This is a genomic window from Pseudomonas sp. LBUM1652 (assembly GCF_059716105.1).
Genome location: NZ_CP166804.1, coordinates 4784752 through 4805506 on the forward strand (window position 1 = coordinate 4784752; position 20755 = coordinate 4805506).

General features: G+C 53.9%; 22 protein-coding genes. 15 read left to right on the top strand and 7 right to left on the bottom strand.

Going from position 1 to position 20755, the window contains the following annotated elements; translation table 11 throughout:
* The first annotated feature begins 113 nt into the window (after positions 1-113).
* From ACA069_RS21575 to ACA069_RS21590, 4 genes are all read left to right on the top strand, one after another.
* On the top strand, positions 114-1136 hold the full coding sequence (locus tag ACA069_RS21575) for a transporter (RefSeq protein ID WP_497615175.1): 1023 nt from the start codon (positions 114-116) through the stop codon (positions 1134-1136).
* A 308-nt stretch (positions 1137-1444) separates the two neighbouring features.
* Positions 1445-3058 carry an inorganic phosphate transporter gene (locus ACA069_RS21580; protein ID WP_497615176.1) on the top strand — a complete coding sequence of 538 codons (1614 nt, stop codon included), beginning with the start codon at positions 1445-1447 and terminating at the stop codon, positions 3056-3058.
* Positions 3059-3225: 167 nt separating this feature from the next.
* On the top strand, positions 3226-4092 hold the full coding sequence (locus ACA069_RS21585; protein WP_497615177.1) for a 2OG-Fe(II) oxygenase family protein: 867 nt from the start codon (positions 3226-3228) through the stop codon (positions 4090-4092).
* Positions 4089-4811, top strand: coding sequence for a TylF/MycF/NovP-related O-methyltransferase (locus ACA069_RS21590; RefSeq protein ID WP_187679319.1), 723 nt, complete (start codon positions 4089-4091; stop codon positions 4809-4811). Before ACA069_RS21585 ends, ACA069_RS21590 begins: the two co-directional genes overlap by 4 nt.
* Positions 4812-4938: 127 nt before the next feature.
* Here ACA069_RS21590 and ACA069_RS21595 read toward each other — a convergent pair whose 3' ends face one another.
* Positions 4939-5835 (bottom strand): LysR family transcriptional regulator, encoded by an 897-nt coding sequence (locus ACA069_RS21595; protein ID WP_401268029.1) that lies wholly within the window; start codon positions 5833-5835, stop codon positions 4939-4941.
* A gap of 121 nt (positions 5836-5956) precedes the next feature.
* Between ACA069_RS21595 and ACA069_RS21600 the strand changes: the two genes are divergently transcribed.
* Positions 5957-6712 carry an SDR family NAD(P)-dependent oxidoreductase gene (locus tag ACA069_RS21600; RefSeq protein ID WP_489878919.1) on the top strand — a complete coding sequence of 252 codons (756 nt, stop codon included), beginning with the start codon at positions 5957-5959 and terminating at the stop codon, positions 6710-6712.
* A 110-nt stretch (positions 6713-6822) separates the two neighbouring features.
* Here the strand turns inward: ACA069_RS21600 and ACA069_RS21605 are convergent, their stop codons facing one another.
* Entirely contained in the window at positions 6823-7260 is a 438-nt protein-coding gene (locus tag ACA069_RS21605) for a multidrug/biocide efflux PACE transporter (protein WP_187679322.1), read from the bottom strand.
* A gap of 89 nt (positions 7261-7349) precedes the next feature.
* On the opposite strand from ACA069_RS21605, the gene ACA069_RS21610 reads away from it, so the two are divergent.
* Positions 7350-8204, top strand: coding sequence for a LysR family transcriptional regulator (locus ACA069_RS21610; protein ID WP_497615178.1), 855 nt, complete (start codon positions 7350-7352; stop codon positions 8202-8204).
* A 28-nt stretch (positions 8205-8232) separates the two neighbouring features.
* Here the strand turns inward: ACA069_RS21610 and ACA069_RS21615 are convergent, their stop codons facing one another.
* Complete coding sequence (locus ACA069_RS21615; RefSeq protein WP_497615179.1) at positions 8233-9096, bottom strand: LysR family transcriptional regulator; 864 nt, start codon at positions 9094-9096, stop codon at positions 8233-8235.
* Between the two features lie 111 nt (positions 9097-9207).
* Between ACA069_RS21615 and ACA069_RS21620 the strand changes: the two genes are divergently transcribed.
* A complete protein-coding gene (locus ACA069_RS21620; RefSeq protein ID WP_401268018.1) occupies positions 9208-9933 on the top strand; it encodes an SDR family oxidoreductase in 726 nt (241 codons plus the stop codon).
* 149 nt (positions 9934-10082) lie between these two features.
* On the opposite strand, the gene ACA069_RS21625 is transcribed toward ACA069_RS21620, so the two are convergent.
* Genes ACA069_RS21625 through ACA069_RS21635 form a run of 3 tightly spaced genes read right to left on the bottom strand, consistent with a single transcriptional unit; the run spans position 10083 to position 12115 of the window.
* Entirely contained in the window at positions 10083-11312 is a 1230-nt protein-coding gene (locus tag ACA069_RS21625) for an RNA polymerase sigma factor (protein ID WP_497615180.1), read from the bottom strand.
* Complete coding sequence (locus ACA069_RS21630; protein WP_187679327.1) at positions 11305-11649, bottom strand: YciI family protein; 345 nt, start codon at positions 11647-11649, stop codon at positions 11305-11307. Before ACA069_RS21630 ends, ACA069_RS21625 begins: the two co-directional genes overlap by 8 nt.
* 40 nt (positions 11650-11689) lie before the next feature.
* On the bottom strand, positions 11690-12115 hold the full coding sequence (locus ACA069_RS21635; protein WP_497615181.1) for a YybH family protein: 426 nt from the start codon (positions 12113-12115) through the stop codon (positions 11690-11692).
* Positions 12116-12255: 140 nt separating this feature from the next.
* Between ACA069_RS21635 and ACA069_RS21640 the strand changes: the two genes are divergently transcribed.
* The 8 genes from ACA069_RS21640 (at position 12256) to ACA069_RS21675 (ending at position 19843) form a co-directional block, all read left to right on the top strand.
* Positions 12256-12741, top strand: a complete 486-nt coding sequence (locus ACA069_RS21640) for a GNAT family N-acetyltransferase (protein WP_401268009.1) — start codon at positions 12256-12258, stop codon at positions 12739-12741.
* Positions 12742-12759: 18 nt separating this feature from the next.
* Positions 12760-13365, top strand: a complete 606-nt coding sequence (locus tag ACA069_RS21645) for a pyridoxamine 5'-phosphate oxidase family protein (protein WP_497615182.1) — start codon at positions 12760-12762, stop codon at positions 13363-13365.
* A gap of 274 nt (positions 13366-13639) precedes the next feature.
* Positions 13640-14701 (top strand): hypothetical protein, encoded by a 1062-nt coding sequence (locus tag ACA069_RS21650; protein ID WP_497615183.1) that lies wholly within the window; start codon positions 13640-13642, stop codon positions 14699-14701.
* A 46-nt stretch (positions 14702-14747) separates the two neighbouring features.
* Positions 14748-16076 (top strand): MATE family efflux transporter, encoded by a 1329-nt coding sequence (locus ACA069_RS21655; RefSeq protein WP_497615184.1) that lies wholly within the window; start codon positions 14748-14750, stop codon positions 16074-16076.
* A gap of 33 nt (positions 16077-16109) precedes the next feature.
* Positions 16110-17168, top strand: a complete 1059-nt coding sequence (locus ACA069_RS21660; RefSeq protein WP_497615185.1) for a hypothetical protein — start codon at positions 16110-16112, stop codon at positions 17166-17168.
* A complete protein-coding gene (locus ACA069_RS21665; protein WP_497615186.1) occupies positions 17165-18001 on the top strand; it encodes an inositol monophosphatase family protein in 837 nt (278 codons plus the stop codon). The genes ACA069_RS21660 and ACA069_RS21665 overlap by 4 nt, the downstream gene beginning before the upstream one ends.
* Before the next feature lie 22 nt (positions 18002-18023).
* Positions 18024-19160: a radical SAM protein gene (locus tag ACA069_RS21670; protein WP_497615187.1), complete on the top strand. Its 1137-nt coding sequence runs from the start codon at positions 18024-18026 to the stop codon at positions 19158-19160.
* Positions 19157-19843 (top strand): dTMP kinase, encoded by a 687-nt coding sequence (locus ACA069_RS21675; protein ID WP_497615188.1) that lies wholly within the window; start codon positions 19157-19159, stop codon positions 19841-19843. The genes ACA069_RS21670 and ACA069_RS21675 overlap by 4 nt, the downstream gene beginning before the upstream one ends.
* A gap of 198 nt (positions 19844-20041) precedes the next feature.
* Here the strand turns inward: ACA069_RS21675 and ACA069_RS21680 are convergent, their stop codons facing one another.
* A complete protein-coding gene (locus tag ACA069_RS21680; RefSeq protein ID WP_497615189.1) occupies positions 20042-20530 on the bottom strand; it encodes a GNAT family N-acetyltransferase in 489 nt (162 codons plus the stop codon).
* Positions 20531-20755: the final 225 nt, after the last annotated feature.

A 20755-nucleotide genomic window follows, 5' to 3' on the forward strand; every position in this document is an offset into this window, starting at 1 on the left:
TTGCTGATTTGACGTCATTTTGCCGTCACACAAACGTCATGTGACATTGCGATGATGCGGTTCAGGTGAATCTGTGAATTCCCTGTCTCACGCCAACCTCGCAGCGAGCCTTCATGAACCACAGCCTCGATATCAGTCATCGCGATCCTGACCTGTTTGGCTTGCTCTACGGCTTTCGTTTTCTGCCCGGTGAGCGTGGCCGCGAGGTCGATTCGGCGACGGCACTGCGCTGCCTGCAGGACGACAGCGACAGCGGCGAATTCCTCTGGCTGCACCTGAACCTGGCGCACGCGGCGTGCGAGCGCTGGATGAAAAGCCATCTGCAATTGCCCGACGAGTTTTTTGAGGCGCTGCACGAAGGCTCGCGTTCGACGCGCATCGAACATGTCGACTCGGCATTGCTGGCGGTGGTCAACGACGTGGTGTTCAACCTCAGCAGCATGGTCTCTTCTGATGTGTCGACGCTGTGGGTGTGCGTGCGCAGCAAACTGATCGTCAGTGCGCGCCTGCAACCGCTGCATTCGGTGGATAAATTGCGTTCGTCGGTGAAGGCCGGTGAGCGCTTTCGCTCGCCTTCGGAATTGCTCGTGCACCTGCTGCGCGATCAGGGCGAAGTGCTGACGCAGATCGTGCGCAAGACCAGCCTCAGCGTCGATCAGATCGAGGACGAATTGCTCTCATCGCGGCTGTCGACCAACCGTGCCGAACTCGGCGCCCACCGACGGGTGCTGGTGCGTTTGCAGCGGCTATTGGCGCTGGAGCCGGGTTCGTTACTGCGCCTGCTCAATCGCCCGCCGCCGTGGTTGCAGAAGGAGGACGTCAAGGAGTTGCGCAAATCCACCGAGGAATTTGCGCTGATCATCAACGACCTCACTGCCCTCGGCGAGCGGATCAAACTGCTCCAGGAAGAGATCGCCGCCAACCTCAACGAACAGAGCAACCGCACGTTGTTCACCCTGACCGTGGTGACGGTGCTGGCGCTGCCGATCAACATCATTGCCGGTTTCTTCGGGATGAATGTGGGTGGGGTACCGTTGTCGCAAGACCCGGAGGGGTTCTGGATATTGGTCGCGCTGGTGGCGACGTTTACCGTGATTGCCGGGCGCTGGGCGTTTCGTAAAAGAGGCGATTATTAAGAGCAAAAGATCGCAGCCTGCGGCAACTTCTACAGGGCGACATCAGCTTTTGTGGTGAGGGGATTTATCCCCGATGGGTTGCGAAGCAGCCCCAAAACCCGACACCTTGGTTTATCAGTTAAACAGTGGTCACCGTATTTACGACTGCTGCGCAGCCGATCGGGGATAAATCCCCTCGCCACCGGGAACTTCATCAGTTGTCGTGATCAATCGGCTGACAGACCAAACACTGACCTGAAGCAGTCTCTCTGTAACATTCTGCAACGATCATGGGCGACACTCCTTCCCTCGCTCAGGATTGTCCGCTCATGGCTACTCCCTCCCTGACCGCCCGCCCAACGTCTGCCCCCAGCGGCAGGCCCGCCCTCGACAAGAAAACCGGCCCGTTCACCTACGTGATCTTTTTCGCAGTGCTGGCCATGGGGATGCTGTTCACGGCCTATAGCCTGATGCACGACATGCACGAACTCGGCACCGTGGTCACCACGTGGACGCCGTTCCTGCTGCTCGGCGTGGCACTGCTGATTGCGCTCGGCTTTGAGTTCGTCAACGGTTTCCACGACACCGCCAACGCCGTGGCCACAGTGATCTACACCCACTCGCTGCCGCCGAATGTGGCGGTGGTCTGGTCGGGGTTCTTCAATTTCCTCGGTGTGCTGCTGTCCAGTGGCGCGGTGGCGTTCGGCATCATCGCGTTGCTGCCGGTGGAGCTGATCCTGCAGGTCGGCTCGTCCGCCGGGTTCGCGATGATCTTCGCACTGCTGATTGCGGCGATCCTCTGGAACCTCGGCACCTGGTGGCTGGGCTTGCCGGCCTCGTCGTCGCACACGTTGATCGGCTCGATCATCGGCGTCGGCGTGGCCAATGCGTTGATGCACGGGCGCGACGGCACCTCTGGTGTGGACTGGGCGCAGGCAACGAAGATTGGTTACGCATTACTGCTGTCGCCGCTGGTGGGTTTCGGTTTTGCGGCGTTGTTGCTGCTGGCGCTGCGCGCGTTCGTGAAGAACCGTTCGCTGTACAAGGCGCCTGAAGGCAACACCCCGCCACCGTGGTGGATTCGCGGTTTGCTGATCCTGACCTGCACCGGCGTATCGTTCGCCCACGGCTCCAACGACGGGCAGAAAGGCATGGGCCTGATCATGCTGATTCTGGTCGGCACCTTGCCGATGGCCTACGCCTTGAATCGCACCATGCCGGAAGAACAATCACTGCAGTTCGCAGCCGTGGCGCAAGTCACCCAGCAAGCGCTGGTCAAAAGTTCACCGCTGCCGGCGCCGGCCGATCCGCGCCCGATCCTCTCGGATTACATGCGCAGCAAGGAAGCCTCGCCGCAATTGGTCCCCGCCCTCGCCGCCCTCACCGGGCACATCGGTGAAGAAGTCAAAGGCTACGGCTCGCTGGCGAAAGTCCCGGCCGAAGCCATGGGCAACGTGCGTAACGACATGTACCTGGCCAGCGAAACCATTCGCCTGATGGACAAGAACAAGGTCGGCAACTTCGATGCCGACACCAGCGGCAAACTGCAATTGTTCAAGCAGCAGATCGACAACGCGACGCGATTTATTCCACTGTGGGTGAAGATCGCCGTGGCCATCGCGCTCGGACTGGGCACCATGGTCGGCTGGAAGCGGATTGTGGTGACGGTCGGCGAGAAAATCGGCAAGACCCACCTGACTTACGCACAAGGCGCCTCGGCGGAAACCGTGGCGATGCTGACCATTGGCGCGGCCGACATGTTTGGCTTGCCGGTGTCGACGACGCACGTGTTGTCTTCGGGCGTGGCCGGGACCATGGTTGCCAATGGCGGCGGATTACAGATGAAGACCATCCGCAATTTGTTGATGGCGTGGGTGCTGACGCTGCCGGCGGCGATTTTGTTGTCGGGCAGCCTGTACTGGTTGTTCACCCAATTGTTCTAAGCTCACATTCGCTCGAAAGATCCCGGCTGGCCCCGCGCAAACCGGGATTTCTTTTGTCGGTTTGAAACTTGCCAGCCTCGCCGCAAAGCGCCAGTGGTCAAAAAACGCTTCAGTTTGTCGGTCGGGTGCCGACTATTAAGTCACTCGACGTCTCCAGGAGGGCAACAGTGAATTTGTACATCAATCAGCTTCAACAACGAGCTGACTTCAAGGAAGCCATCTACGCCGGCGATATCTTTCTGAACACGCAACTGCGCGCTGCCCACCAACTGTGTGCCTTTGCTCAAGAGAGCATCACGGCTGCATTCAACGGTGAAACCCAACACCAGGCGCTGCACACGCTGATGCCGGTGGAAGAGTTCGTCGTGCTGGTGACTCGCCTCAAGGGCCAGTTCACCAACAGCCTGCGCGTCAAAGAACTGATTTTGAGTTTTATCGAAGAGATCGGCGCCGATCCGCGTGAATACATCTTCGACGTGCCGCGCATCCGCGTCGTACCCAATTACGACTACCTGCACGCCGGGGTCAGCTACGCCTACAAGCCGCATCGCGACACCTGGTATGGCAGCGTCGATTGCCAGATCAACACTTGGATGCCGGTGCACACCATTTCCCCGGATCAAACGATGATGATCAACACCGGCTACTTCGATGTACCGGTGAAAAACACCTCCAGTCAGTGGAGCCTGTCGGACTGGATCAGCAACCAGCGGCACAAGGCCAAGGACAACCTCAAGGACGAAGTCCGCGTGCATCCGGTGCCACTGGAAGAGATCAATACCGCGTCCGAGCTGCGTATCGCCGGCAATACCGGCGAAATGCTGATTTTCTCCGGCTCACACCTGCACGGCACCGTGGCCAATCACACTCAGCAAACCCGCTTCAGCGTGGATTTCCGCCTGATGCACCTTGATGACCTCAAACATCAGCGCGGCGCGATCAATGTCGACAGCGCCTGTCCGGATGTCGGTGCCGGTTTCAAAGATTATTTCCACGCCCACGATTTTTCGAATTTCCAAGGAATCCAGCAATGACCAAGCGTCGCATCACCCCCGCCGAGGCTCAGTACAACGAAACCCGCGCCAATGTCCTCAAGCGCGTGGATGCCGAGTACGTGGCGGACGCACCGTTTGTATTCGCCAACCGCATCGGTGTGACCGCTGCCCTGTCGCGCATGGAGCTGTTCAAGAAAGTCGCAGAGATTCCGGGCGCGATCATCGAGTGCGGCGTGTACAAAGGCAACTCGCTGATGCTCTACATGCACCTGTCGATGATTCTGGAGCCCTACGCGATCAACCGTTCGATCGTGGGTTTCGATACCTTCGAAGGCTTCCAGAGCATCAGCAAGACCGACGATCCGGCCGACGTCAACGAAACCATGTTCGCCGATACCGACCAGTCGCTGATCCAGGACATGATCGACGCCAATGACTTGCTGCGTCCGGTCAACCGTATTCCGCGTTGCGAACTGGTCAAGGGCGACATCGTCAAGACCGTGCCGGAGTGGGTCAAGACGCGTCCGGACCTGGTCGTGGCGATGTTGATTCTCGACACTGACCTGTACGAGTCGACCAAGGTCGCGCTGGAAACTTTCCTGCCATACATGCCTAAAGGCGCGATCGTGGTACTGGACGAAGTGGCTTATCGCAACTTCCCGGGTGAAACCAAAGCGCTGCGTGAAGTGCTGGACCTGAACAAAATCGAACTCAAGCGCCTGCCGTTTGATTCGTGCGTGGGTTACTTCCACGTTTGATCATGCCGTGAGCAAACGTGTGGGAGCGAGCCTGCTTGCGATGAAGCAGCGTCAGTCGGTGCAGATCTAGACTGATGAACCGCTATCGCGAGCAGCCTTACTCCTGCATTTTGATTGGTGTAGTGGGCTAGAGAGTGGAACGGATCACCTCCCCCAACCAATCCATAAACGCCCGCACCCGCAACGGCAAATGTCGCTGCCGCGCGTACAACAGCGAAACCCCCATCGCCGGCGCGTTGTATTGCGGCAGCACCGCCACCAATTCGCCGGTTTGCAGATGCGAGCGCAGGCCGGTATTGGGCACCTGCACAATCCCGAAGCCGCCCAGACACGCCGATTCATAAGCATCGGTGCTGTTGACCGTGACACTGCCGGCCATTGGCACGCGCCGTATCTGCCCCTCCTCCTCATACACAAACCCTTCCGAACGCGAACCGAGCACGCCGACGTAATGCACCAGTCGATGCTGCGCCAGATCTTCCAGGGTCTGTGGCACGCCATAGCGTTCAAGGTAAGCAGGGCTGGCGCAGTTGATCATGCTGACGTCGCACAGGTGCCGCGCCACCACCGACTGATCCGGTTGCGCGCCGACGCGCAGCACGCAATCAAAACCTTCGCTGAGCAGATCGACGCGGCGGTCAGTGCTGCTGATTTCCAGTTCCAGGTTCGGGTGGCGATCCATGAACTGCGGGAGCCGTGGCATCACCACACGTCGCGCGAGAATGTTCGGCATGTCGACGCGAATCCGCCCGGTCAGCGACGCTTCGTCCTGACGGAACAAGCCTTCGATCTCGTCCATGTGCGAGAGCAGATCCTTGCTGCGCTCATACAAAACCAGGCCGTCCTGCGTCGCTTGCACCTTGCGTGTGGTGCGTTGCAACAGACGCGTACCGAGCAGGGCTTCCAGCGCCTGCACATGTTCGGACACCGTTGAACGTGGCAGGCCGAGGTTTTCTCCGGCGAGGGTGAAACTTGATAACTCGCTGACCCGGACGAAGGTGCGCAGCAGTTCCAGTTTGTTCATGGGGCCACTCTCTGACTGTTCGAATCATCCGAACAGTGATTCCGATTTCAGTCTGTTTATCACCTGGCGGCGGATAAATAAACTTTGATCCATCACCACTCACCGCAACCGAGGAAGTCCCATGAACCGCAAAATTGCATTGATCACCGGCGCCAGTCGTGGCCTGGGCAAAAACGCCGCCCTGCACCTCGCAGCCCTCGGCATCGACATCATCGGCACCTACAACAGCCGCGCCGATGAAGCTCAGGCGCTGGTAAGCGAAATCGAAGCACTCGGCGGCAAAGCCGTGATGCTGCAACTGGATGTCGGTCGCAGCGAAGCCTTTGCCGACTTCGCAGCTCGGGTCGAGCAGGCGTTGCAGCACTTTGATCGGCAGCGATTTGATTTCCTGATCAACAATGCCGGGGTCGGTTTGCATGTCGGTTTCGCCGAAACGACCGTGGAGCAATTCGACCTGCTGATGAACGTGCATTTCAAAGGACCGTTCTTCCTGACTCAGCAACTGCTGCCACTGATTAACGATGGCGGGCGGATCATCAACGTCTCCAGCGGGCTTGCTCGTTTCACCATCCCGGGCGCCAGTGCTTATGCGGCGATGAAAGGCGCGATTGAAGTACTGACCCGCTATCAGGCCAAGGAACTGGGCTCACGGCAGATCACCGTAAATACGCTGGCGCCGGGTGCGATTGAAACCGACTTTGGCGGCGGCACTGTGCGCGACAACCCGGCGGTGAATGCGATGGTTGCCAGCAATACGGCGCTGGGTCGTGCGGGGCAGCCGGATGATATTGGCGGAGCGCTGGCACTGCTGCTGTCGCCGGGTGCTCAGTGGATCAATGGGCAGCGGGTCGAGGCGTCGGGCGGGATGTTTCTCTGACAGTTAACACGTCCCTCTGTAGGAGCTGCCGCAGGCTGCGATCTTTTGATCTTATAAACAGCAAAATCAAAAGATCGCAGCCTTCGGCAGCTCCTACAGGGGAATGGGGGTCAACCCTGACAAGCGCTGCGGGTCAGGAAGCGCTCGCGCATTACGTCATAGCCCCAGTGATACACGTAGGTGTACGGCAGAAAGAACAGCAACACGCCGATGTCGAGCAACAACGCCTGCCACAGACTGACCGACAACCACCAGGCAATCAGCGGCACACCCATCACGATCAAGCCACCCTCGAACAGCAACGCATGCACCACCCGCACCCAGGCGTTGTGCGCGACGTTCATGCGCGCCAGCATGCGGTCGAAGAAACGGTTGAAAACCACGTTCCAGCCCAGCGCCAGCATCGCGATCAGTACCGTCACCGCGCCCATGTCGAGCAGCGGTTTTTGCATGATCCACGCCAGCAATGGTGTGCAAATCAGGATCGCCAGCAGTTCGAAACCGATGGCCTGGAAAATACGTTCAGTGATGGATTTAGGGGCAGTCATGGCCTGATTCCTTGAGTGAAGATGGTTGCCATGATCCACCCCCACACCGATACTTCATAACCAATAACCATCGATCAAGGCGATAGTTCATGGCTTCGCAAGAAGTGCTGTTGGCGTTTGTCCAGGCGGCAACCCAGGGTTCGTTTTCGGCGGCGGCGCGCAAACTCGGGCGCAGTCAGTCGACCATCAGTGCGGCGGTGGCGAGTCTGGAGATTGATCTGGATCTGATCCTGTTTGATCGCAGCAGCCGCAAACCGACTCTCACCCCCGCTGGCCACGTGATGCTGCAACGGGCCGAGGCGATTCTGGCAGCCAACAGCCGTCTGGAAATGACCGCACGACAATTGTCCCAAGGTGTCGAACCAAAGCTGACCGTGGCGATTTCCGACACCTACCAATCGGCGCGTTTCGAAGCGGCGTTGATGGGCTTCGAGCAGCGTTATCCGGATCTGGAGCTGGAATGCCTGATCGCCGAATGCGACGACTTGATAGAACTGGTGCAACGCGGTCGAGCGCATCTGGCTTTTGCCGAGATGCAGGACACATATCCGCCGGATCTGGTGACCTCGACCGTCGCCGAGCGCACGGATATCGCCTTGTTCGTCAGCCGCGAACATCCGCTGGCGACGCTGAAAAATATCGATCAAGCCATCCTCGAACAGCATCGCGAACTGCGCCTGGCAACGATCATCAATCCCTACGAGAGTCGCGCCAAGGGCCGCGTGTGGTCGGCACCGAGTTATCTGATGTTGATGGAAATGGCTGAGATGGGCTTCGGCTGGGCGCCACTGCCGCGCTGGCTAGTGGGACGTTTCGGCAATGGCACGCTAGTGGAATTGAACGTGCGCGGCTGGCCGAAACCGGTGTTTGTCGATGCCCTGTGGTCACGGCTCTATCCGCCGGGGCCGGCGGGGAGTTGGCTGCTGAGCAAGATGCTGGAATAGATCAAAAGATCGCAGCCTTCGGCAGCTCCTACATTGGCAGTGCATTTCCTCTGTAGGAGCTGCCGAAGGCTGCGATCTTTTGATCTTCCTGAAAATACTCATGCAACCCACGCATCGCCGGCAACTCCAGCGCCTGTGCCGCATAACACAACCCCACCCGCCGCGTCGGCGCCGGCAGATGCAACGCGCGCACCACCACCCGTCCATGTCCGTTCACCAGTGACTGCGGCAACATCGCCACGCCGACACCCGCCGCGACCATATGCAACGCCTGCTGCAACGAGCCGGCATGCCCCGCCACCGCGTCTGGCGAGCGCCCGTACAGCGCCATCAAACGCTGATGCGACGGATGCTGCGGGCAAGTGATCCAGTCTTCAATCGGTGCCCAACCGGCCTGCGCGGCCGCCATCGGATGATCCAGCGGTAGCGCCATCACATAGGGTTCTTCCCACAGCGGCAGGAACAACTCGTCTTCGCAGCACATCTCCTCGACCGCCAAACGACCCTCACCGCTGCAACCTTCCTCCAGCGTCAGCAACAGATTCGGCAATGCCAGATGGGCCATGCGCACGAACGCTTCGATATGGCTGGCGGCAATATCGCCCTCGATACCCAGGGTCAACGGCAGGCGGTTTTCGCCACCGCGAAACATCCGGCTCAAGGCCTCGGCTTCCGCCACCATGCGCCGCGCCTGTGGGTACAACAACCGCGCCTCATTGCTGACCTCGACCCCGCGTGGCTGGCGGACAAACAGCGGAGCGCCGAGTTCTTCTTCAAGCTGCTTGATGGTCACCGACAGCGTCGGCTGACTGATGAACAGTCGCTGCGCGGCTGCAGTGATGTTGCGCTCCTCAAACACCGCGAGAAAGGCTTTGAGATGGCGGATATCCATAGGCAATTCCGATGACAGACAGAGGAATAAGGCATTTTTCAGCCTCGGCAGGGCTAAATATACTGCGCCCATTCTTTAGTCATTTGAAATTCTTATTTCAGGAGTGCAGCCATGAGCAAGCCATTAATCATCATCACCGGGGCCAGTTCGGGCATCGGCGAAGCCACCGCCCGCCGCTTGAGTGCTGCCGGCCATCCGCTGCTGTTGCTGGCGCGGCGGGTTGAGCGTCTTGAAGCGCTGGAGCTGCCGAACACCCTCAGCCGTAAAGTCGACATCACCGATCGCGCCGCTTTGCTCGCAGCGGTGGCAGAAGCCGAGGCCCAATTCGGGCCGGCCGATGCGCTGATCAACAACGCCGGGGTGATGCTGCTGGGCGCGATGACAGAGCAGGACCCGGCGCAGTGGGACCAGATGCTCGACGTCAATGTGAAGGGTTTGCTCAACGGTGTGCACGCGGTGGTGGCCGGGATGGTCGAGCGTAAACACGGGACGATCATCAACGTCAGCTCGGTGGCCGGGCGCAAGACCTTTCCGAATCACGTGGCGTATGTCGGCACCAAGTTTGCCGTGCATGGCCTGTCGGAAAACCTGCGTGAAGAGTTGGCGCCGCATAACGTGCGCGTGACCACGATTGCGCCGGGGGCGGTGGAGACCGAGTTGTTGAGCCACACCACGGATGAGGCGATCAAGACCGGGTATCAGGCCTGGAAGCAGGAAATGGGCGGGACGGTGTTGAGTGCCGAGGATGTGGCGACGGCGATTGCTTATGCGTATGAGCAGCCGCAGAACGTTTGCATCCGCGAAATCGTTATGGCTGCGACCCGCCAGCAGGCCTGACAAAACGCCGAAGGTCCTTCGGACCTTAATCGCTAGCAGGCTAGCTCCCACAATGATTGATGTCGGTCACAAATGCAGTGTTCAACCCCGAACCCTGTGGGAGCTAGCCTGCTAGCGATGAGGCCGGCGCTGCCATTGAAGATTTCAGATCAATCGAGTTCGCTCAACCGCCCCTCGATAAACCGCCGCTCCGGCTCCTGCCGCGTCAACTCCAGCGCCCGCAAATAACTCGCCCGCGCCTCCTCAACCCGGCCCAACTGCCGACAAAACTCCGCCCGCGCCGAATGCGCCAGGTGGTAATCCTGCAACTCCCCTCGCGCCAATATCCCCTCGATCAACGTCAACCCGGCCAACGCCCCGTCACGCTTGGCCACCGCCACTGCCCGGTTCAACTCGATCACCGGCGACGGCACCGCCCGCGACAGCACGTCATACAGCCCAACGATCTGCTCCCAATCGGTGTCATCGGCGGTCGGCGCTTCGGCATGCACCGCCGCAATCGCCGCTTGCAGACAGTACGGCCCGAACCGCCGCGTGGTCAGCGCCCTTTCTACCAGCGCACAACCTTCAGCAATCAAACCGGCATCCCACTGCAAGCGATCCTGATCATCCAGCAGCACCAGCTCCCCTGTCGGCGAGGTGCGCGCCGGCCGTCGCGACTCGTGCAGCAGCATCAGCGCCAACAGCCCCATCACCTCCGGTTCCGGCAGCAACTCCATCAACAACCGCCCTAGCCGGATCGCTTCACGGGTCAGATCTTCCCGCGTTAACTCAGTGCCCATCGACGCCGAATAGCCCTCGTTGAACACCAGATAAATCACCCGCAACACACTGTCCAGGCGTTCGGGCAGTTCGCTCAGGCTCGGCACTTGATAAGGGATTTTCGCGTCACGGATCTTGGCTTTCGCCCGTACGATGCGCTGGGCAATCGCCGCCGGCGCCGAGAGAAAGGCGCGGGCGATTTCTTCGGTGGTCAGGTCGCAGACTTCGCGCAAGGTCAGCGGCACTTGCGCATCTGCCGCCAGAGCCGGGTGACAGCAGGTGAAGATCAGCCGCAGGCGATCGTCTTCCACGTCTTCGTCACTCCAGTCGGCCTGCTCCAGCTCTTCCAGCTGCGCCAACAACAACGGCTGCGAGGCCTTGAACCGCGCACGACGACGCAACACATCAATGGCCTTGAAGCGCCCGGTAGACACCAGCCAGGTGCGCGGATTGTCCGGCACGCCGTCGCGCTGCCAGCGTTCGACCGCGACGAAAAAAGCCTCGTGCAAGGCCTCTTCGGCGAGATCGAAATCACCGAGCAGACGAATCAGCGTCGCCAGAATCCGCCGCGAGTCTTCGCGATAGACCTGCTCGACCCGCGCCCTGACTTCAGACATTCAACTGGCGCACGGGACGCACTTCAACGCTGCCAACCCGGGCCGCCGGGATGTTGCCGGCGACCTGGATCGCCTCGTTGAGATCCTTGGCATCGATCAGGTAGAAGCCGGCCAGTTGCTCCTTGGTTTCAGCGAACGGGCCATCGGTGATCGACAGTTTGCCGTGGCGCATCCGCACTGTGGTGGCGGTCTGCACCGACTCCAGCGCTTCGGCCGCGACCATCCGCCCGCTGCCCTCGATCGACTCGGCGTAGGCCCAGCATTCAGCGTCTTCGGGGCTATCGGGCGACGAATGCAGCAAGCGCTCATCGCTGTAGACCAGGCAGAGATATTTCATGGCGTTCTCCTGAAACGAACGGATCAACTATGGCTGAAGATCAGGGCTGCACATCGAACAGCGTCGCGCCGCTCATCGGATCGAACGGTGCCGACCAGTGCTCGTGGACAATGCGCCACGCCCCGCCGACCTGCCGATAGCACGCGGTGACGCGCATCCAGCAGCTCTGGGTTTCGCCCTTCTCGTTGGTGCCGCCGCAATTGGCCACCCAATGGGCGAAGGCAATGTTGTCGGCGCTCTCGATGACGATCTCGTGGAATTCGAAGATGTGCGGGCCGGGGCACATTTCCATGCATTCCACCCAGTGCGCGCGGTAGGCCGGTTTGCCCTTGAATTGCAGGGCCTTGATCGCATCGAACGAGACGATGTCGTCGGCGTACAACGCCATGACTTTCTCCACGTCCTTGGCCATGACGGCCTGTCGATAGGTGTCGATCAGGGTCTGGATTTCAGTCTGTGCGCTCATGCTGTTCTCCGTGATTGTTGTTGTGAAGACACTCTTAGTCGTTCGGCCAATCGGCAGATCGACAGACGAAACAAAAAATTTCCGCAGGAAGCAAAGTCGCTAGAATCCGGACTCATCTTTGTAGGAAAAAGGAAATTCCCGTGTCAGCCCAACTCGTGCCGTACGACAGCCTGAACGCATTGCAGCGTCAGCAAGTCGAGGCGATTGAAATCCATCCCGAGCAGATCAAGTTTTCCGGCGACATTCATGGCGCGTTGCACACCTTGCTGTCGAAACCCGGCCCCGGCGTGAAGGGTTTTGCGCTGCTGGCGGATGAAATGCCAGTGGCGTTCCTGCTGCTCAAGCGCCCGCCGGTGTTACCGGCCTGGGCCGATGAACACAGCGCCACGCTGCATGCATTGCAGGTGGATCGCCGGGCGCAGGGCAAGGGTTATGGCAAGGCATGCCTGCAAGCACTGCCGAAAGTCGCACGCCAGGCATGGCCGGAGATCAAAGGGCTGGAATTGTCGGTGGACGCCGACAATGACGCCGCCATCGCCCTGTACGCCAAACATGGCTACGTCGACAGCGGCGAAGCCTACAAGGGCCGAATCGGCTACGAGCGGCGCATGGGCCTGTTTTTCTAAGTCATCGAGGGAAGCACGATGATCGACTCAATTGAAGCACTGGAAGCTATTTACGGATTGCCCCACGAGCGTGCGGTGCGCAAGCAGATCACCTTTCTCAACGAGGACTATCAGGCGATGGTGCGCGTGTCGCCGTTGGTGATTGTCAGCTCGGTGGGCGCTGATGGCCTCGACAATTCGCCACGCGGTGATGCGCCGGGGTTTGTGCGGATCATCGACGAACGCACCCTGGCCCTGCCGGATCGTCCGGGCAACAACCGCATCGATACGTTGCGCAATGTGCTGCACGATCCACGGGTGTCGCTGCTGTTCATCATTCCGGGGATAGGCGAGACGTTGCGGGTCAACGGCACGGCGTCGATCAGTGCCGAGCCGGCGTTGCTGGAGAGTTTTGCAGTGAACGGCAAACCGGCGAAAACCGTGTTGCTGGTAAAGGTGGAAGCGGCGTATTTCCATTGTTCGAAAGCGTTTGTGCGCTCGGATGCGTGGAACCCTGAAACGCATCTGCCGCGCTCGGCGCTGCCCACGGCCGGAGCCTTTCACAAGCGTTTGAACGACGGCCAGTTCGATGCCGACAGCTACGACCGCGAGGCGCCGACCAGAGTGCGTGACAGCCTCTATTGAAAAACCAGATCTGATGTTCTCTTACAGGATTTTGTAATCACCCTGTAAGAGTTATCCCACGCAAAAAACCTCAACTCACCAAAACTTATAAAACCCTGTAAGTAAATTCTGATTTTTATTCTAGAGATTGACGACCCACTGTCAAACACTCTAGGTTTTAGCCATGAGTCAATTTATTAATTACTCAATAGATTACCATTTTCGAAAAACGGACTCCGACATGGAGACCGACACTTAAAGCACAGCAGCACTCGATATCCCCGGGGAGCACCGTGTGACAAACACTCTAATTAAGACTTCAAAATCAGAAATCACCAATAATGAAATAATCATACTGGATGGAAAAATTTCCATACCGAAAAACTATCTTCTAGAGAAAGCTTTTTTAGAACCGACAAGCATTCTAATTGTTTCTGGCTCTCTAATAGAGGGCATAGGAACTATTCACTCTGACATCGACTGCATCATTCTCTGCGAGCAACGCCCTACAGCGAGAAGCATTAAAGATATCGAACACGCGTTTGTCACAGACGAAGATTATCGCCATATCACGAAAAACGAAGAAGTCCACAACACAACCGACTTCTATGGAGACTCCAGCATCCACATTGACGCTGACTACATCACCTTCTCGGAAATTGAAGATATATACAAAAAAATCGATAAGGCGTTTACCGAGGTAATTTCTGATCAGCGCTTCCTATATAACCCGATACTAACAAATACAGAAAACAACATCATTCATCGTTCTATTATCGGACATGCCATTACAAACGAAGAAAGATTCAAATCTATAAAATCAAGAATCCCTTTAGACAAGCTTATCTACATTGCACATCGTGAGAAACTCCCCGTCTTTTACGCGTTTCAGGACATTCAAGGCTGTTGGCAGTCGGGAAATCTATGGATGGGTTGTGAGATAGCCAGAGACATGATGCTAAAGACGTCCATGAGTTTCACCTACCTCACTGGTACTTCGAACAAGCACTATAAGTGGGTATACTCAAATATGTATCGAGTTGAAGGATTCGAAACCATCAAAAACAAGTTTTTTGTTTTGGCCAGGCAAGGAGCAACTACAGAGACGGAATGCAGATCCTACATCCAAGAGATACTGGACTACATGGACTTGGTATTCCTAGCAATTGAGGACCTGCTAAAAACAAAAGACATCTATCCAACGACAAAAACTTCTCTTGCCGCACTAGACAATGAGTTCAACGAGCGCAAACAAACCATACATAAAATCTCAATGTGCGAGTACTACTTCAGAAAAAAATACTTTGCTGCATCCCAGACCCCACGCCTAACAACCTTACTCAAAGAATGGGATTAAACACTCACAGTTAGCTCCCCTTGGAATGCCACAAGCGGTCCATCGTATGGAAATATTAAAACTATCTGCACCGCTAATATTTTCCAGATTGGGAGATATGATTGGATCACTGATTTTCTTCTCCTTTATTGGTCATTACATTGTCGACTCGCTGAGTGCCGCATCATTTGCCTTAGCGTCATTATCTTTTCTGACAGTTGTCGGCATCGGTTTTTTTTCCAACACTCTAATAACCGTAGCAGGAGCGACCAATTTAAATACAGACAAAATCAAGTCCGAAATAGCTGCATCATTCAATCTTGCAATTTCTCTTGGACTGATAATTTTATGCATAATATTTTTAGCAGGTAAAATCTCGTCAGAACTAGAAACAAAACCCAGCAACCATGACGACTTTAAAGCCCTTTTAATACTTTCAATTTCAATACCTGCCGTTTATCTCCAGATTACAATTTTCAACTTCTATAACGGCATTAAAAAAACGCAATACGAACTCACGTTCACATGGCTACTGAACAGCGCTCTCGCATTAATATGTATCGTATGCATGAACATAGGCACAGATATAAATTTATCCGACTTTATTATCACGTACGTTTGCCTGCGTTATTTATTCTCATTCGCGGCGCTAGCATTTTTCAGAATCACAATACAAAGACACTTAAATGGCTTTTCAGCCCGCAAAAAATTATCAAAAGGTGATTATATAAAGTACACGATTTGCGGACTCCCTATGGCACTGTGCTTTGGTAGTGAAAGCCTCCTGTTCCTTTTGCTATCTTTGATATCAAAACATATAAATGACATCAGCCTTTCTGCATACCAAGCTTCTATTCATGCAGCCAGCATCATCTATATGATTTCTATCGGAATAGGAAATGCGGCAGGAATAATGACTGCACGGCACTACGCCACAAAGGACTTCGAAGCAATTTCAAAAACTCACAGCCAGGCAATCTGGCTTGGACTATCCGTACTAACTCCAATCCTGGCGGCGTGTTTTTTGTTAAGTGAAGATATTTCTCTAATCTACACATCCGATACAGCAACAAGATTACTTATAGAAAAGAATATTATTATCTCAATACCTTTCTTAATATTTGAGTTCATTTATGTTGTAACAAGATTTACTTTGAGAGGCATGAATGATCTTTGGACACCCACTGTAATGACAATACTGACACTGAACATTTTTGGTATGTTTTCGTCAGCAACCCTATTATCGCTGTACGAATATACCGTTCACTCTATATTCCTAGCTTTAGTAGCATGCTCATTTATTCTGATGTTGCTTCTATCCTGGAGATTAAGGCATACCCTATATCACGCAAAAACCAACGCCAAAGAAAACCTATGCCGCCCAAAACTGCTGTGACCTTTACTAACTTTGTTTTTCGAGGTTCGAACTATGACACAGACTTCCTCACTGAACGACACCAAAAATCAAAACTTAACATTAACAACGATAATTAGCGAACATCATGCCTGGCGAACATTGAGCGGATTACAAACGAACGACTATTACGTTTACCGTAACGCCATCCACAGTGGCTGCCATCTTCAACGAACCTTGTTCGAACTACGCCATCCTGAAGTGATGATTTGCGACTTAAGCAATCTTGAACCCGCTTTTAATTGTATGTCTGATTTACAGATAGTTAAAACCTGGCACCAAATAAACTCCGCCATTGATCAATCAAAATTTGAAGACATACGAAAAATACTAGGCGATGGCCTGACGCCAGAAATAGCTATTTCTGGCCCATGCAAGCAGAAGCTGTTTGATTTTAAAACTCAGTTAATTAATAAAATCCTGCCTAAATCAACCAAACATAGACAACCAGCAACCAAACAGCCAACAACACGTGGCATCTCGAAAAACCGATTACTCATAAATACTAACGATAACACCATTAACTTTCACAACCGTTTCTGCGCATTCTACAGTGCTTATATATCGCATGAGCACTGGGACAACTGCCTTACCTTGAACACCAGATACATTTACGAAGACCATCCACTTTGGCATAAAATAAAAACACTATCAAAGAACAAACTGTTTTTGTTATCAGCCGGTCTACCTCTTGCTCTTGGTTATCTCGCGGCAACTGGAGACGAAAAAATATTCTTTTCAGAAATTCATCGACAAAACGACGCAAACCTATTGACACGCGATAGTGAGTTTCTGGACATCTTCCCTCATAGTGAAATTACAAATGACCCATGGTTGATTATAGATAAGTCATATACAGGAGGAAGCCTTAGACAAGCAGGTAACATGATTAGGAAAAAACTAGGTTATGACACTGACATCAAAACCCTCGCACTTTTCCCAAAAACCTTTAGTGCATTCATGAGCGCAGACTATGCAGTTTATGGAGGAAAATTATTTGAGGTAAGACTCTACGCATCACGTCTCAATAGAGAGACCTGGCATACACAACTTATAGCTGAGAAGTCGATATGAGAGCTTTATTCAAGGACGAACACGTTTCCGAACTGGAAGAATGCCTCTACGAAGCCAGAAAGAAACTACGTCGCTATTGGGCCGGGACGCTCGCATGCTTACCTGACTACGACATATCACAAAATCAATGGGACAACGCTCAAACACAATCGGACTTAGATTGCCAAAACATATTATCTGAGTGCCTATCAACTATCAGTTTTAAAATCGCAATATACTCGGAAGAAAGCGACAGTTCTACCGTCCTCGAAAAACAAGACGAATACTCACTTCTTATAGACCCCTTAGACGGTACGCACAATGCGACTCTAGGCTTCCCTGGCTACACATCGAGTGTGGCACTTTATTACGATGGCGCATATATATTTGGCTGGGTTTATGACATATCAAGAGATCTGGTGTACACGGCAGCATTAAACGAAGGAGCGTATCTGCAATCCGCAATAATCGTTAAAAGGCTTCGGACACGCACCACCCACTCTCTAGCAGAAATGAGAGTTTCTTTCCATCGCCCCCGAGACGTTCAAGAAAGATCCAGAATTGAAAACATCATATGGTCAGCGGCGAAAGTCCGAATTTATTCCTGTTCCTCATTGGAAATCTGTCTTATTGCTGCCGGGGTTCTTGATGCTTTTATTGACGTAGGCCCACCTGGACACGAACGAAGTTGTGATATTGCCGCAGCAGAGTTGGTACTCAGAGAAGCGGGTGGCGCGTTATTCGACGACAAAGGTCGTATCAGAACTAGCTACCCACCTTCAGCAACATCTGTATCAGACAATGGAACATTAATAGCCCTATCCACAAAAGAACTTATACGATTACTCCTATAACTCATAGAACTGGAGACGAATCATGTTATTCGAAACAGTCAGCCTAAAACTCAAACTATTATCCAATGGCATTAATTTCTCCAAAGAATTCCTGGATTACTTTCAGAACCAAACGAGTCATATCGAGAAAAGACGAGCATATGGCACAGGTGACAGTGTAATAATTGAGTCAAGCATCCACACGCCGCAGGAAATAATTCTCGACGGACAAATTATCACGGCCGCTAATTACAACCCTAACTCAGCATATAAAATCGTTTTAGCACAAGGGCATCCAGCATTAAAGCATGGAAGCAAAACCATAAAAATTACATTTCCTTCCAGACCGATATCCTATGGAAAAAAATTAAGCAACGGTGAATTATTCGAAACGCATTTAACCGTATATGGAAACTCTACCCTTGGAATATTTTCACCAGGTCACTGTTATTACTTCAACAATGGTCGCGAGTGTAAATTTTGCTCTCTTGGCGCAGCCAGAGAAAACCTTTCCGATCACAAAATGCGTATCAAAGGTGATTTAGCAGGAGAAGCCGTAGAGATAGCCACCAAGGATGAGACTGGACGTTACAAGAGAGTTTTGTTTAACGGCGGCACGATCCCGAATTATGATAAAGGTTACTCAATGCATTTAGACTTAATGGAACGAGTAAAAGAAAGAAACACTGCAAGCAATCTGGATTACCACTTAATTTCGATGCCACCCAAAGATTTCCGGCTTTTTGAGCGATTCAAAGGACTGGGCCACAACTTATCCATGAGTTTGGAAGTATTCAACGCAGATCTGTTTTCTGAAGTTTGCCCTGGAAAGTCACAGGATTATACAAGACCACGTTTCCTTTCTGCGTTTGAAGCTGCTGTCGAGGTTCTAGGTCGTGGAAACGTCTACGCGGGTTTTGTAGCTGGCATGGAACCTTTAGAGTCAATAATTGAAGGAATCGAGTATTTCGGAAACATGGGAGTGGTGCCTGCGGTTGCAGTATTCCACCCCGACGCCGGCTCACACTACTCCACAAAAGCGCGTCCTTCCGTCGACTTTCTAAATACACTCGGTAAAAAAATGTCAGAAATTTATCAAAGAGAAGGCTTTAGACCGCTAATAGAAGGAAGTGGAAGAAATTCTTTAGATACTGAAGCTTACCTAGGAGGTTTTTCATGAATTATTCTTTGGATAAGGGAGTATTTATTGCATTCGAAGGTACCGATGGCGCTGGAAAATCAACGGTTGCGCGAGCAACATATGACAGAGTTTTTCAGTCCCATTCTGCATTGCACTATATAGACAAAAATCGTCCTCCAGTGCCTACAGGCTATACAGAGTTTCATATGTCTCGGCTACGTGAAGTCTTATGGGATTATCCGGACAACGCTCCCCTTGAACAATTAGGTGACAAACACTGGATGAGCCTCATCACTGCGTGGTTTCAGGCCACAGATCATGCGGCTATAACACCTTTGATCAATTCTGGCGCAAGCTGCATCTCCGATGGTTGGCACTATAAATACCTAGCGCGCTTCCTGCTTAAGAGTACTGATTTGGCTGAGGATGCGTTGGCAATGTTCTCAACGATTAGAAAACCTGACTTCGTAATTTTTTTAGATGTTGATCCGGCACTGGCAGCACAGAGAAAAGGATCATTTCGCCTTAGCGAGAGTGGAGCCTATGACGGCGCCAATGCAGATCCCCAGAAGGGCTTCATTGACTATCAGAATCGAGTTAGATCCAGTTATGAGCGATGCGGTCTGGTGAACTGGATAAGAATCGATACAACCGATCTAAGTGAGGAAGCCGTACTCGATAAGGCGGTGACTGCAGTCCAGAGCATTCTTTGTAGGGAGTAGAAACCAACGAACGTATCCAACGACGGCCAGTTCGATGCCGACACGTACGACCGCGAGGCGCCGAAGCGGGTGCAAGACACCCTCTACTGACACACCATCCCCTGTAGGAGCTGCCGAAGGCTGCGATCTTTTGATCTAGATCTTAAAACCCAAAATCAAAAGATCGCAGCCTTCGGCAGCTCCTACAGGGGGACGTGTTTACAGGGTCAGGATCATCTCGTGCCACGCCATGCCGCCATGGTCCGACTCAGACGGTTTGATGTAGGCAAAGCCGAACCCGGCATACAGCGGGATGTGCTTTTCCTTGCACATCAAGTGAATCGTCGCTTTATCCATCCCACGCATACGCTCGATGAACTCGGCCATCAAACGCTTGGCCAGGCCCTGGCCCTGATAGTCCGGATGCACCACCACTGACATGATCACCACGTTCGGCCCGGCCGGGTCGTGGCCGATCAGTTCCTTGAACGCCTCGTCCGACATCTGCACGTCAAACGCCGCGCCCGAGTTGATGAAACCCGCGACCTCGCCGTCCATCTCGGCAACGATGAAACCCTCCGGCCAGGTCGCAATGCGCGTGGCGATCTTCTCGCGAGTGGCAGCTTCGTCGCCTTCATAGGCAACGGTTTCGATGGCGTAGCAGCGGTCCAGGTCGGCGGCGGTGACGTTGCGGATGACGGTGTTCATGGCAGCTCGAAAATCAGCGGAAAAAAGTGCGCAAAGCATAAAGGAATAAGGTGTGCATATCGATCCGCGCGGGCGGCGTAAAGCCTGCGTATAAGCGCTTTTCTTCGGGTTCGCGGGGGTCTATTTCTGTGGGGTGTCTCTGACTACCCTTGGGGGAACCGCTTATGAGCAGCGTTGAGATTGGCCTGTTGATGGTGTTGGGCATCAGTACATTCGGCTTTATCA

Excerpts from the sequence above, each read along its gene's own strand:
- ACA069_RS21670 (WP_497615187.1), top strand. The coding sequence starts at position 18,024 with ATGTTATTCGAAACAGTCAGCCTAAAACTCAAACTATTATCCAATGGC.
- ACA069_RS21680 (WP_497615189.1), bottom strand. The coding sequence starts at position 20,530 with ATGAACACCGTCATCCGCAACGTCACCGCCGCCGACCTGGACCGCTGC.
- ACA069_RS21675 (WP_497615188.1), top strand. The coding sequence starts at position 19,157 with ATGAATTATTCTTTGGATAAGGGAGTATTTATTGCATTCGAAGGTACC.
- ACA069_RS21600 (WP_489878919.1), top strand. The coding sequence starts at position 5,957 with ATGAACCGCAAAATTGCATTGATCACCGGCGCCAGTCGTGGCCTGGGC.
- ACA069_RS21580 (WP_497615176.1), top strand. The coding sequence starts at position 1,445 with ATGGCTACTCCCTCCCTGACCGCCCGCCCAACGTCTGCCCCCAGCGGC.
- ACA069_RS21610 (WP_497615178.1), top strand. The coding sequence starts at position 7,350 with ATGGCTTCGCAAGAAGTGCTGTTGGCGTTTGTCCAGGCGGCAACCCAG.
- ACA069_RS21660 (WP_497615185.1), top strand. The coding sequence starts at position 16,110 with ATGACACAGACTTCCTCACTGAACGACACCAAAAATCAAAACTTAACA.
- ACA069_RS21655 (WP_497615184.1), top strand. The coding sequence starts at position 14,748 with ATGGAAATATTAAAACTATCTGCACCGCTAATATTTTCCAGATTGGGA.
- ACA069_RS21590 (WP_187679319.1), top strand. The coding sequence starts at position 4,089 with ATGACCAAGCGTCGCATCACCCCCGCCGAGGCTCAGTACAACGAAACC.
- ACA069_RS21620 (WP_401268018.1), top strand. The coding sequence starts at position 9,208 with ATGAGCAAGCCATTAATCATCATCACCGGGGCCAGTTCGGGCATCGGC.
- ACA069_RS21630 (WP_187679327.1), bottom strand. The coding sequence starts at position 11,649 with ATGAAATATCTCTGCCTGGTCTACAGCGATGAGCGCTTGCTGCATTCG.
- ACA069_RS21605 (WP_187679322.1), bottom strand. The coding sequence starts at position 7,260 with ATGACTGCCCCTAAATCCATCACTGAACGTATTTTCCAGGCCATCGGT.
- ACA069_RS21665 (WP_497615186.1), top strand. The coding sequence starts at position 17,165 with ATGAGAGCTTTATTCAAGGACGAACACGTTTCCGAACTGGAAGAATGC.
- ACA069_RS21625 (WP_497615180.1), bottom strand. The coding sequence starts at position 11,312 with ATGTCTGAAGTCAGGGCGCGGGTCGAGCAGGTCTATCGCGAAGACTCG.
- ACA069_RS21595 (WP_401268029.1), bottom strand. The coding sequence starts at position 5,835 with ATGAACAAACTGGAACTGCTGCGCACCTTCGTCCGGGTCAGCGAGTTA.
- ACA069_RS21645 (WP_497615182.1), top strand. The coding sequence starts at position 12,760 with ATGATCGACTCAATTGAAGCACTGGAAGCTATTTACGGATTGCCCCAC.
- ACA069_RS21575 (WP_497615175.1), top strand. The coding sequence starts at position 114 with ATGAACCACAGCCTCGATATCAGTCATCGCGATCCTGACCTGTTTGGC.
- ACA069_RS21635 (WP_497615181.1), bottom strand. The coding sequence starts at position 12,115 with ATGAGCGCACAGACTGAAATCCAGACCCTGATCGACACCTATCGACAG.
- ACA069_RS21615 (WP_497615179.1), bottom strand. The coding sequence starts at position 9,096 with ATGGATATCCGCCATCTCAAAGCCTTTCTCGCGGTGTTTGAGGAGCGC.